Source organism: Mucilaginibacter pineti, from assembly GCF_900101875.1.
GTDB lineage: Bacteria > Bacteroidota > Bacteroidia > Sphingobacteriales > Sphingobacteriaceae > Mucilaginibacter > Mucilaginibacter pineti.
On sequence record NZ_FNAI01000005.1, the window covers coordinates 329,568 to 342,223 of the forward strand.

Sequence of the window (12,656 nt, forward strand, 5' to 3'; positions counted from 1 at the left end):
AAACCCTATATGTTATGTTAAAAAAATCTGCAATTATCCTAACATTGTTTATGTTTCAACTGGCCGCTAATGCACAGCAAACCTACCAATTGGATATCAAAAAAAGTAAAATTTTATGGGATGCCCGCAAAACAATGGGCGGCCATTATGGCTACCTGCTTTTTAACTCGGGCAGCCTCAGTTATTCTGCCGGGGGCGAGCCGATGGGCGCGGCCTTTAGCCTTGATATGAATAGCATGAAGAGTACAGATCATAACCCCGACGGAAACAAAAAAGTAGATGACCGTTTAAAAACCGACGGCTTTTTTGCAACTGTCAAATACCCCTCAGCCATCATAAATATCAAAAAGATAATGCGTGTTGGCCAATCAACAACTTTTAAGGTAGCCGGAGAGCTTACTATGAAGGGAATTACAAACCCTATTGAATTTACCGCTATCATAAAAAAGAAGGGAAATATTGTTAATGCCGCCGCCGAAACCAAAATAGACCGGGTTAAATGGCACATTGATTTTCAGCCAAAACCCAAATCATGGGATTTCATTGCCGCCTTAACAGATAAGATCATTACCGATGAGATAGGCGTTTCACTAAACCTTGTATTTACAAAATAATAAATCGGGGTAACTACAGGCCGAGATAGTTTAACACACAAAATCACATTTTTAAGCTCAAAGGATTTGGATAATTATCGCTCTGATCTTCGGCTACGTTATCCAGGCATTTAAAATCCTTTTCAATGAGCAGGTAAAACCGGTCGCTGCTGGTTTCAAAGCCTACGCGTTCGGTGTTTGCCCATTCGTTTACCATGGCGTGCGGCATGTGCATGGTTATGGTACAATTATTAAAGCTGGCGGTTAAGTTTAGGTTGCTTGATCGCCTTAGCGCATATTTGAGTACCTGCGTGCCAAAGTCTGTTGTTTCTTCCAGGTAGCCATCGCGCGCAAAACGTTCAACATCGGTTTTGGTAAGCCTATACCTGAGCGAATTTCCTTTTATCCTGATCTTCATAATGCTTCTCCTATTGATTGTTAAGGTTTACTACATCGCCAATAATTATTAATGCCGGGTAGGTAAGTTTATTTTCCAGCGCCATAGCAGCAAGATCCTTTACCTGGCCTTTAGCCAGTTTTTGATGCGGCAGCGATGCATGCTGAATAATAGCCGCAGGGGTTTGTCCTTTACCTGCACTAACGTAGGTTTGCGCAATTTCATCCAGCTTTTTCATGCCCATATATATAACAACGGTGGCATTGCTTTGCATGGCACAGGCCAGATCAGCAGAAAGTCGGCCGTCTTTTTTTGTGCCGGTAACCATCCATACACTTTCGCTTACCGAACGGTGCGTAAGCGGGATATCTTCAAAGCCCGAAGCCTGCATACTGGTAATACCCGGTATATAATGGGTTTCTATTCCCTGCCCGCGCGCATAAATGATCTCTTCAAACCCACGACCAAAAATAAATGGATCGCCTCCTTTTAACCGCACCACGCTCCCGTTGGTAAAAGCATAATGCCTTATAAGCTCGTGAATGGTTTCCTGCGGTGTATAATCGCCGTAAGGTTGTTTGCCTACATAAACCTTTTCGCAGCTGGCATTGCAAATGTCAAGCAGTTCTTTATTGGCAAGGTTATCATATAATACCACTTTTGCCTGTTGTAAAACCTTATATCCCTTAACAGTTATCAATTCCGGATCGCCGGGACCAGCCCCAAGTACAAACAATTCAGGTTTTTGGGATACAATTTCCATTATTTTTAATTTCAAGACAAAAAATCAATTTATGAAGACAAATTTTTGAACCATTTTAACAAATTGTCAAAAATTACAGTTTAAAATCATTTAAAAATGACATAAAACATATTTATAACTCTAAAATATGAATTAAATTAACAATAAACATGATTTATTTAATAAAATACTGGATTAAAATTTTTTATTTACCATTTTTTAATTATAATTGTGATGTAAATGCATTTGAGGTCGCAGTTAAATGTATTTAAGTTGAAAATTGCTTTAACATTTAAAAAAATCGATATGTCAAAACCAACCATTATTGTTGTTGGCAACGGCATGGTAGGTTATAAGTTTTGCGAGAAACTTTTAGCCAGATCATCCCAATTCCAAATAATTGTTTTTGGCGAGGAGCCGCGTCATGCTTATGACAGGGTACACCTCAGCGAATATTTCGCCGACAAAACCGCCGATGACCTTTCGCTTTCAACCTTATCATGGTATGCCGAAAACAATATCCAGCTGCACCTTGATGACCCTATCCAGGAGATCAACAAAACCGAAAAAACAATCCATTCCTTAAAGGGCGTAAAACTACATTATGATTACCTGGTACTGGCAACCGGCTCATCGGCCTTTGTGCCCGATATTCCCGGCATCGAAAAAGACGGCGTATTCGTTTATAGAACCATTGAAGACCTGGAACTGATAAAAGCCTGCGCCGTAAACGCCAGATCGGGCGCTGTAATGGGCGGCGGCCTGCTTGGTCTGGAAGCCGCAAAAGCACTCATGGACCTGGGCATTGCCGAACCGCACGTAATTGAATTTGCGCCACGCCTTATGCCGCGGCAAATTGATTCAGCAGGTAGCAATATGCTGCAGTTGAAATTAAAGCAACTGGGCCTGCACATACACTTAAATAAAAGCACTGCCGCTATTGTTGGAGATAAAAAAATAGAAGCCCTGCGATTTAATGACGATAGCCTGCTGGTTGTTGATATGCTGGTGATCTCGGCAGGTATCCGCCCGCGGGATGAATTGGCTAAACTAACCGGCCTGCATGTGGGCACCCGCGGCGGCATTATAGTGAACGAAAAAATGCAAACCAGCGATGAACATATTTATGCCATTGGCGAGTGTGCATTATACGAGGGAATGATTTATGGTTTAGTTGCGCCGGGTTATGAGATGGCCGACATCGTGGCCGCTCATTTAACCCAGGCGGATAAATCCTTCTACGGTTACGATATGAGCACCAAGCTAAAGCTTATTGGTGTAGATGTAGCCAGCTTTGGCGATGCCTTTATTACCGAGCCCGACTGCCGCACCATTTTGTTTGAAGATACCCACAAGGGAATTTACAAACGCATAAACATAACCAATGACGGCAAAAATCTTTTAGGCGGTATTTTAATTGGCGATGCAGACGCTTACAATATGCTGCTGCAAACCGTCAACAATAAAATGATACTCCCGCCAGATCCTGAAGATCTGATCCTCGGTTTGCGCGGTGCCGAGGCCAATGCAGGCGCAGGCATCATGAGCCTGCCCGACGACGCGCTTATTTGCTCATGCGAGGCGGTAAGCAAGGCAAGTATCTGTTCGGCAGTAAATGAGCAGGGAATAACCAGCATTGACGGCATGAAAAAATGCAACAAAGCGGGCACCGGCTGCGGCGGATGCATACCACTGGTGAAAGACCTGATTGCCGGTACACTGAAAGCCAATGGTCAGTATGTTAAAAACACCATCTGCGAGCATTTTGATTATTCAAGACAGGAGCTGTTTGACATGGTTAAGATCAACGGTTTAAAAAATTACGACCTCGTACTTGATCATTATGGAAAAGGCGACGGCTGCGAAGTATGCAAGCCTGTTGTGGCCAGTATCCTGTCCAGCCTATGGAATGATGTTATAGTGAAGCAGGAAGCTATTCAGGATAGTAACGACCGTTTTTTGGCCAACATTCAAAAGGGCGGCACGTATTCGGTAGTTCCCCGCATCCCCGGTGGCGAAATTACGCCCGATAAATTAATAGTGATCGGGCAGGTAGCCAAACGTTACGGGCTGTATACTAAGATCACCGGAGGCCAGCGTATCGATCTGTTCGGCGCACACCTGAGCGACCTGCCGTTAATTTGGGAGGAACTGATTGATGCCGGCTTTGAAAGCGGACACGCTTACGGCAAAGCACTGCGTACGGTAAAAAGCTGCGTAGGCAGCACCTGGTGCCGGTTTGGCCTGCATGATAGCGTAACCTTCGCCATCGAAATAGAAGACAGGTACAAAGGCATCCGCGCACCTCACAAATTAAAAGGCGGCGTAAGCGGATGCGTTCGCGAATGCGCCGAAGCCCAATCAAAGGATTTTGGCATTATAGCCACAGAAAAAGGCTGGAATTTATACGTATGCGGCAATGGCGGCTCCAAACCCCAGCACGCGCAATTACTGGCAACCGATATTGACAAGGAAACACTGGTAAAATACCTCGACAGGTTCCTGATGTTTTACATAAAAACCGCCGACCAGCTAACCCGTACCGCAACCTGGCTAAATAAGCTCGACGGCGGCATGAGCTATTTGAAAAATGTAATTATAAATGACAGCCTGGGCCTTGCGGCACAATTGGAAGAAGAAATGCAATCACTGGTTGATACCTATCATTGCGAATGGAAGGAAGCCATCAATGACCCAGCCATGCGCAAACGTTTTGCCCATTTCATAAACGCACCCGACGAAAAAGACCCACATGCACTGTTTGAGCCCATGCGCCAACAGGTTAAGGCCAGGGAATGGTAGGGTGTTAATTAAAAATTCAAAAGTTAAAATTCAAAAAACGAGGCGGTGAAAATAATACCACTTTACTCCCTTTTAATCAAATGTTAAATGGAAACAGCAATAGCAACTGAATGGATACTTGCTTGTTATGTTGATGACGTACCCGAAAATGGCGGCTCATGCATAAAACATGGCGATGAGCAAATAGCGATATTCAACTTCACCCGTCGTGGCGAATGGTATGCCACGCAAAATCTTTGCCCGCATAAACAGCAAATGGCAATTTCGCGCGGTATGATTGGCAGCACCGGCGATGCCTGCGAACCAAAGGTAGCCTGCCCCTTTCACAAAAAAGCATTCTCATTACTTACCGGCGAATGCATAGGCGAAGAAGAGCTGGCGATTAAAACCTACCCGGTAAAAGTGGCCGACGGCAAAGTTTTTGTCGGCATAGCCTGAGGCTACAGGTCGGTATCCTGGGTTAAAAGAAATAACTTTCCCTCATTGGTGATGTTTATCTTTTTTCCGTTTGTAGTAATCAGTTTTTCTTGCGTAAGTTCATTTACTACCCTAAAAACAGTTTCGTAAGTAGCCCCCGCATAAGATGCCAGATCCTGCCGGGTAAGTTCAATATCAACATGCCCCTCCTGGTTTACACCGTACTGTTTTTTCAGGGAGATAAGCGCCTGGGCAACCCTTCCTTTTACCGACATGTGGGCAAGATTGCGCATCTTCCGCTCGGCCTCCTGCAGCTCATCAGCAAAAAACAGCATCAACTGATACATAAATTGCGAATTTACCTTCAGCGTACTTTCAAAAAACTCCATATCAACATAGCAAACAACCCCTGCCTCCAGCGCTGTTGCCGAAATAGGATAATGCGATGCCTGTCCACCCAAAACCCGGTGACCAAATATCGCACCCTTATTTGCAAAGCGAATAATAAGCTCTTTATCCGCCCCCCATTTTTTATGAACCTTTACATTACCCTCGTAAACAAAATATATCCCGGTAACCGGGTCACCCTCACTAAAAATAACCTGCCCTTTTTTAACGTTGATATTCTTTTTGTTGGCCGAAATAGCCGGCAGCCATTCTTTAATACAGTTTTTACACAAAAAACAAGTATTCACATCGCATTGTGTAGTCTTCTTCATTAAATATTGTAGTTCTGATAATATTTTTCAATGCAAAAGTGCATTAAAATTATAATTATTTTGAAATTTTAGCGCTTTTAGCATTCTACTTTAGATAAATAATCACTTCAAAGAGATTTTATTGAATAAATTTTATTTAAAATTCAATAAAAAATTACCAAAGCCATATTTTGACTATTTTTTACCACAGTAAATTTAACTTTTTTGTAAAAATTAGATATTTACATGATTTAAATCACAAAAATCAACTTTACAATTCAATTATTTGAAATTATCCATTAAATAAGATATATTTATGATAATTAATTGCATCAATAATTAAAAAAGAAGTCGCCTATGATGAAAATCAAAAAAATATAAAAAAAGCCCTGCCGGGAGGTCGCATTCCCAGACAGGGTTAGTATAGTTTTTAATCGCTTTAACAAATAAAAAACCATTTCAAATGTACAAAAATGTATGTAATCAATACACTCTTGGCAAAATTCTATTAATTATATCATGTTTTGTTTCCTATAACGCTTCGGCACAGCTAACCTTATCAGGTCAGCTAAAAACGAGGGGCGAATTACGTGATGGTTACGGAACTTTAGAGCCAATAGGTAACAAAAATGCCGCTTTTATCTCCCAGCGAACGCGGCTTACCTTCAATTATAAAAGCAGTAGGCTTATTTTTCAAACAACGATGCAGGATGTAAGGCTTTGGGGCCAGGATGCATCAACCATAACCGTAAATGACGGCAGCAGGCTGAGTCTTCACGAGGCCTGGGCCGAGCTTATCCTCTCCAATAAAAAAGATACAGCCTTTAAAATATCCCCGCTTGATTACTTCGCCATAAAAATTGGCCGCCAGGAATTATCATATGACGATGAACGCCTATTAGGCGCTACCGACTGGATACAACAGGGCCGACGGCACGATGCCATTGTTTTTAAAATGATTGAGCACGGCTGGCAGGCAGACCTGGGCGCCGCCTTCAACCAAAGGTCTGATGCTGTTAATTATAATGGCACCTATTATACCCCGGCCAACGTGCCCGCTACTGTAAAGGATAGCAAAGGCAACCTCGTAAATACCCCAGCCGGCTTTATCCCCCTGATAAACGCGGCAGGCATTAGCTCAAAAACCGGCAACCCGGCTTTTTTAAACCCGCCGGGAACAAACGGATTAAATCAGAATTATAAGGCGCTTGAATATCTATACGTTGCCAAAAAAATCAGTAAAACAAAAGTTTCGGGCCTTTTTTTAACAGACCAGTTTGGCAAGTATAAGCTCGACTCGGTAAAAAATATTTCGGGTACAGACGAGGGCTATGTGTACGGCAGGCATTATAACCAGACAGGCGTAAACACCCGTTACACCACCGGCTTACTAATCAATCCTGTTTTTGGCGGTAAAGATCAATGGGCACTGACAGGTGGTTTTTACTACCAGGGCGGCCATGATAAGGACGGGTTGGAACTAAGTGCCTACACCTACACCGCATCCTTATTATACAAAGGCGCCAATTTAAGCTACATCGCCGGCTGGGATTATCTATCGGGCAATGACGCGTTATCTACATCAAAAACCAATCACCGTTTTGATCCGCTGTATGGCACCCCGCACAAATTTTGGGGATACATGGACTATTTTTATGCCTCAAGCGGCTCACCCACAGGTGGTTTGAGCAACCCTTACTTCAAAATAAAATATATTTCAGATAACAAACGCTTTAATGCCGAACTGGATAATCATTACTTCCTGTTGGCGCAGGACCAAAAAGGGACAGACGGTAAAGCTATCGGCAAATACCTGGGTACCGAGTTCGATGCTACCGCGGGTTATAAACTCAACAAGTTTACCAATGTTGATTTGGGTTTATCCTACATGGCGGCAACCCGCAGCATGGAGTATGCCAAGGCATTAACACCCGGCACCAGCAAGCTAAACCCAGTATGGGCTTATCTGCAAATAAATATCAAACCCGAATTTTTGAATAAATAACGTATAAGCTTAAAGCTAAGAGCACAAGGCTCAAGGCTAAAAAATGGTAACAATTAAATTAAAACACTAAAAGCTTTCGGCCTTATGCTTTCAGCTTTTCGCTAAAAAAACCATTATGGAAAATCAACTTACTAAACTCAATATATTCTCTTTGAAAGGGATTCAAATGAAAACCTTTCATATTACCTGGCTCATGTTTTTTGTGTGCTTCTTTGGTTGGTTCGGTCTGGCGCCGCTGATGCCAACTATCCGCGCCGAGCTGCATTTAACCAAGGCACAGGTAGGCAATACCATTATTGCATCGGTAACGGCTACTATTATAGCCCGCCTCATTATCGGTAAGCTCTGCGACACCTGGGGTCCGCGAAAAACGGCTGTCAGGCTATTGCTTGTAGGCTCATTACCCGTATTTTTAGTGGGCCTTGCACATGATTATACTTCTTTTTTATTGTTCAGATTGGCAATAGGTGTTGTAGGTTCGTCATTTGTAATTACGCAGTTCCATACATCAATGATGTTTGACGCCAAAATAAAAGGAACGGCAAATGCGGTAACAGGTGGCTGGGGTAACCTGGGCGGCGGGGTAACCAATATGGTAATGCCACTTATATTCGCAGCTATAGTTGGCTTTGGATACACTAAGGCCGAGGCATGGCGCTATGCCATGATAGTGCCGGGTGTAATGATGCTCATCATTGCTTTCCTCTACCAGAAATATACAAAGGATACCCCCGATGGCAATTATGATGAGGTGGGCTACACAAAAACTAATCCCTCAAAAACAGATTGGTCTATCCTTGGCGATTGGCGTGTATGGGCCTTAACTATGGCTTACGCCATGTGTTTTGGTATGGAAATAACTTTCGATAACGTGGCTTCGCTGCATTTTGTAGATACGTTTCACCTGTCGCAAAGTTCGGCCGGTTTCTGGGCCGGCATCTTTGGTTTTATGAACCTGTTTGCCCGTGCACTGGGCGGTATGGTATCTGATAAAGTAGGCGGTAAATTTGGGATGCGGGGCAAAGGTTTATTGCTCGCCGGTGTATTATTGTTGGAGGGTGCCGGACTGGTACTTTTCGCGCATTCTGGCACATTGGTGGCTGCCATTATTTCCATGCTTTCGTTTGCGCTGTTCCTTAAAATGTCAAATGGGGCTACTTATGGTATTGTGCCCTTCATCAACAGCAAAAATGTGGGTATGGTGAGTGGCATTGTTGGCGCGGGCGGTAACCTGGGTGGTATGCTGTTTGGTTTCCTGTTCAAATCCGAGTCTATAACCTATGTACAGGCATTCACCTACATCGGCATTACGGTTATGGTGGTATCGGTAATAATACTCATCACTCGTTTTCAAAAACAAACAATAAAAACTGCCGAACCTGTATTGGCTGGTAGTATGGCTTAACAGCCTCACCCCAGCCCCTCTCCAAAGGAGAGGGGCTATAAAATTAAAATAAGCTTTCAGCTCCCCAAAAAAACAATGTCATTAAAAAAGCGATCAAATAATGGGTTAAAAAGCATCTGCTGTTATTGCGGTGTGGGTTGCGGCGTTGTTATAAATAAGGAGAAAAACGGAAGCATTACCCTTGAGGGCGATAAGGATTACCCTGTAAACAAGGGGATGTTATGCAGCAAAGGCATGAACCTGCACTACACCGTCAATGATAAAACAGATAGGCTGCTGTACCCCCAAATGCGCTACAGTAAAAATATGCCCATGCAAAGGGTAAGCTGGGATACGGCACTGGAGCGTACGGCAGCCGTTTTTAAAACATTTATTTATAAATACGGACCAGATTCGGTGGCGTTTTATGCCTCGGGGCAATGTTTAACTGAGGAGTACTACGTGGTTAATAAGCTGATAAAGGGCTTCATCGGCAGCAATAACATCGACACCAATTCGCGCCTGTGTATGAGCAGCGCGGTGGCGGCCTATAAGATAGCTTTGGGCGAAGATACCGTACCCCTTTGTTATGATGATATTGAACTGGCCGATTGCTTTTATGTAACCGGTGCCAACCCGGCCTGGTGCCATCCTATTTTATGGCGAAGGGTTGAAGCGCACAAAGCAGCCAACCCTCATGTTAAGCTCATAGTGGTTGATCCGCGTGTTACGGATACCTGCGGCATTGCCGATTTGCATTTGCAGCTAAATCCCGGTACGGATATTACCCTTAACCACGCTATTGGCAGGGTTTTAATAGAAAATGGCGATATAGATGTTGATTTTATTACCAACCATGCCGATGGTTTTGAACAATACAGCAAAGTTGTATTTGAACGCAGCGTTGCCCAGTCGGCAGGTATTTGCGGTGTTAGCGAGCAGGATATCCGTTTGGCAGCCAAATATATCGGCGAAGCCAAGGGCTTTATCACTATGTGGACTATGGGGCTTAACCAAAGCGCCATTGGGGTAAACAAAAATTTAAGTCTTATAAACCTCAATTTAATAACCGGTCATATTGGTAAGCCGGGCTCGGGCCCCTTATCATTAACCGGACAGCCAAATGCCATGGGCGGGCGCGAAGTAGGCGGATTAGCCAATCTGCTGCCTGCCCATCGCAACCTGGCCAATGCAACTCACCGGGCAGAGGTACAAAAGTTTTGGGGCGGAACTGAGATTGCCGCCAAGCCAGGGCTCACCGCTACAGAAATGTTTGAGGCGCTAAATGACGGTCGGTTAAAAGCCATCTGGATCATGTGTACCAATCCATTAACCAGCCTCCCCAATGTTCGGCTGGCCGAGGAAGCCCTAAAAAAAGCAAAATTTGTGGTAGTACAGGAGATCAGCAACAAACCCGAAACCCTAGCTTACGCCGATGTGATACTCCCGGCCGCAGCATGGGCCGAGAAGGAAGGCACCATGACCAATTCCGAACGGCGCATCAGCTATCTCAACAAAGTGCTCGACCCACCGGGCGAGGCTATTGCTGACAGCGAGATCATTTGCCGTTTTGCGCAAAAAATGGGCTATAAAGGTTTTGATTTTAAAAGCCCCTCAGAAATTTATGCAGAACACGCCAGGCTCACCGCCAAAACCAACATCGATATCAGCGGACTGAGTTATGATATTATTAAACAACAGGGATCGGTACAGTGGCCCTACAAAAAGCGCAACGCGGTAATCGGCACACCGCGTTTATTTACCGACAAAAAGTTTTATACCTATAATGGCAACGCCCTCATCAGCGCCGTTCCCGATACTTTAACCAGCGAAGCGCCCAATGATGATTTTCCGTTCATCCTTACCACGGGCCGCATCCGCGATCAATGGCATACCATGAGCAAAACCGGTAAGGTGAACAAGCTTAACCAGCATATTAAGCAGTCGTTTATGGAAATAAACCCTTCCGATGCCGCCGCGTTACACGTACAGGAAGGTGATGTTACCATCATCACATCGCGCCGCGGCGAGGTTAGGGTAAAAGCTAAAATATCCCCCGAAATAAAACAGGGTGTTGTTTTTATGCCCATGCATTGGGGCAAAATTTTAAATAACGATATGCACCGGGTTAACAATGTTACCAATGATATGGTAGACCCAATATCCAAAGAGCCCGATTTTAAATACTGCGCAGTAAGCGTTCAAAAATATAAAAAGCCGTTTCAGCGGATTGTAGTGGTTGGTGCAGGCGCAGGCGCGCATGGCTTTGTGCGATCATACCGGGAACTGAACCGCGACGATGAGATCACCATTTTTAGTAAGGAGGACCATCCCTTTTACAACCGCGTTATGCTGCCCGATTACATTAGCGGAGAGCAGCGCTGGGAACAGCTGGTGAAAATGACAGACGAAGAAGAACCTGAATTTAACATCCGCCTGCTACGCGGCGTAAGTATTGAACGCATAGACCGCGCCAATAAATATGTACTGGATAGCAGGGGCATAAAAACTTATTACGATGTATTGCTGCTGGCAACCGGTAGCCGCGCGGCAATTCCAAAAAACGTACCAACCCTACCGGGCATCTTCAGTATGCGCAGCCGCAACGATGCCGATAACTTTAAAAAGCACGTACCCCGCAACGGCCATGTGGTAATTGTGGGCGGTGGTTTGCTCGGTTTGGAAATGGCTGCCTCGCTGCGCGAAATAGGGATCACCATTACCATAATTCAGCGTACCTCGCGCTTTTTAAACCGGCAGTTAGATGAACTGGGCAGCAGGCTATTGCACGAGGAAATGGTAGATCAGGGCTGTGATATTTTTTATGACGATGAAGTGCAGCTGTTTTATGGCCGGTCGAAATTAACGGGGATAGGTTTAAAAAGCGGCCATAAGATTGATTGCGACGCTATGATCCTGGCCATTGGCACAACGCCCAACCTGGAGATAGCCAAAGAATGTGGCCTTGATTGCAAGCGCGGCGTTATTGTTAACGAGCGCCTGCTTACCAGCGACCCTTCTATTTACGCCATTGGTGAAATTGCCGAATTTAACGGAACACTTTACGGCATTACTGCAGCCGCCGAGCAGCAAGCCGCCGTAGTGGCTGCCTACATGAACGGCGATATTGCCAGTTACTACAAAGGCAGTCTTTTTATGAATATCATAAAAATTCACGGGTTTGATTTGTGCAGCATAGGCTTATCCGACTGTCCGGATTATAAAGATTACGAGGAAGTGGTATTTATTGATAAGGCAAAGCGGTACTACAAAAAGTGCATAATTCACCAGGATAGGCTGGTTGGCACCATACTCATAGGTGATAAAGGAGAGTTTCAGGAGTTCAAAGAATTAATAGCCAACAAAACCGAGCTAAGTGATAAACGACTGAAACTTTTACGCAGCGGCAAAACAGCCGAACCCGTTTTGGGTAAACTGGTATGCAGCTGCAATAACGTAGGGGCCGATAATATCCGCAATAAAGTGGCATCGGGCTGCACCCAGCTTGCCGATGTTTGCAGCCAAACAGGTGCGGGCACGGGCTGCGGTTCATGTCGCCCAGAGGTTAAACGTTTACTTGAAGAGGTTTTGCAACTACAACTAATTAAAGCATAATCG

Annotated in this window: 9 protein-coding genes; 6 read left to right on the forward strand and 3 right to left on the reverse strand. The window is 44.5% G+C overall.

Annotated features, from left to right (window positions below):
* Nucleotides 1-14: 14 nt before the first annotated feature.
* Nucleotides 15-614 (forward strand): YceI family protein, encoded by a 600-nt coding sequence (locus BLS59_RS13790; RefSeq protein WP_091149853.1) that lies wholly within the window; start codon nt 15-17, stop codon nt 612-614.
* 43 nt (nt 615-657) lie between these two features.
* On the opposite strand, the gene BLS59_RS13795 is transcribed toward BLS59_RS13790, so the two are convergent.
* A complete protein-coding gene (locus BLS59_RS13795; RefSeq protein WP_091149854.1) occupies nt 658-1,011 on the reverse strand; it encodes a DUF7009 family protein in 354 nt (117 codons plus the stop codon).
* A gap of 10 nt (nt 1,012-1,021) precedes the next feature.
* Nucleotides 1,022-1,753 carry a uroporphyrinogen-III C-methyltransferase gene (gene cobA / locus BLS59_RS13800; RefSeq protein WP_091149855.1) on the reverse strand — a complete coding sequence of 244 codons (732 nt, stop codon included), beginning with the start codon at nt 1,751-1,753 and terminating at the stop codon, nt 1,022-1,024.
* 285 nt (nt 1,754-2,038) lie between these two features.
* On the opposite strand from cobA, the gene nirB reads away from it, so the two are divergent.
* Nucleotides 2,039-4,534: a nitrite reductase large subunit NirB gene (nirB, locus tag BLS59_RS13805; RefSeq protein ID WP_091149932.1), complete on the forward strand. Its 2,496-nt coding sequence runs from the start codon at nt 2,039-2,041 to the stop codon at nt 4,532-4,534.
* A gap of 87 nt (nt 4,535-4,621) precedes the next feature.
* Nucleotides 4,622-4,972, forward strand: a complete 351-nt coding sequence (nirD, locus tag BLS59_RS13810) for a nitrite reductase small subunit NirD (RefSeq protein WP_091149856.1) — start codon at nt 4,622-4,624, stop codon at nt 4,970-4,972.
* Nucleotides 4,973-4,974: 2 nt separating this feature from the next.
* Here the strand turns inward: nirD and BLS59_RS13815 are convergent, their stop codons facing one another.
* Complete coding sequence (locus tag BLS59_RS13815) at nt 4,975-5,670, reverse strand: Crp/Fnr family transcriptional regulator (protein WP_091149857.1); 696 nt, start codon at nt 5,668-5,670, stop codon at nt 4,975-4,977.
* A gap of 442 nt (nt 5,671-6,112) precedes the next feature.
* On the opposite strand from BLS59_RS13815, the gene BLS59_RS13820 reads away from it, so the two are divergent.
* The 3 genes from BLS59_RS13820 to BLS59_RS13830 all read left to right on the forward strand — a co-directional run bounded on the left by BLS59_RS13820 (nt 6,113) and on the right by BLS59_RS13830 (nt 12,653).
* Nucleotides 6,113-7,654, forward strand: a complete 1,542-nt coding sequence (locus tag BLS59_RS13820) for an alginate export family protein (RefSeq protein ID WP_091149858.1) — start codon at nt 6,113-6,115, stop codon at nt 7,652-7,654.
* A 115-nt stretch (nt 7,655-7,769) separates the two neighbouring features.
* Complete coding sequence (locus BLS59_RS13825) at nt 7,770-9,059, forward strand: MFS transporter (RefSeq protein ID WP_091149859.1); 1,290 nt, start codon at nt 7,770-7,772, stop codon at nt 9,057-9,059.
* A 75-nt stretch (nt 9,060-9,134) separates the two neighbouring features.
* Nucleotides 9,135-12,653, forward strand: coding sequence for a nitrate reductase (locus BLS59_RS13830; protein ID WP_091149860.1), 3,519 nt, complete (start codon nt 9,135-9,137; stop codon nt 12,651-12,653).
* Nucleotides 12,654-12,656: the final 3 nt, after the last annotated feature.

Excerpts from the sequence above, each read along its gene's own strand:
- BLS59_RS13790 (WP_091149853.1), top strand. The coding sequence starts at position 15 with ATGTTAAAAAAATCTGCAATTATCCTAACATTGTTTATGTTTCAACTG.
- BLS59_RS13795 (WP_091149854.1), bottom strand. The coding sequence starts at position 1,011 with ATGAAGATCAGGATAAAAGGAAATTCGCTCAGGTATAGGCTTACCAAA.
- cobA (WP_091149855.1), bottom strand. The coding sequence starts at position 1,753 with ATGGAAATTGTATCCCAAAAACCTGAATTGTTTGTACTTGGGGCTGGT.
- nirB (WP_091149932.1), top strand. The coding sequence starts at position 2,039 with ATGTCAAAACCAACCATTATTGTTGTTGGCAACGGCATGGTAGGTTAT.
- nirD (WP_091149856.1), top strand. The coding sequence starts at position 4,622 with ATGGAAACAGCAATAGCAACTGAATGGATACTTGCTTGTTATGTTGAT.
- BLS59_RS13815 (WP_091149857.1), bottom strand. The coding sequence starts at position 5,670 with ATGAAGAAGACTACACAATGCGATGTGAATACTTGTTTTTTGTGTAAA.
- BLS59_RS13820 (WP_091149858.1), top strand. The coding sequence starts at position 6,113 with ATGTACAAAAATGTATGTAATCAATACACTCTTGGCAAAATTCTATTA.
- BLS59_RS13825 (WP_091149859.1), top strand. The coding sequence starts at position 7,770 with ATGGAAAATCAACTTACTAAACTCAATATATTCTCTTTGAAAGGGATT.
- BLS59_RS13830 (WP_091149860.1), top strand. The coding sequence starts at position 9,135 with ATGTCATTAAAAAAGCGATCAAATAATGGGTTAAAAAGCATCTGCTGT.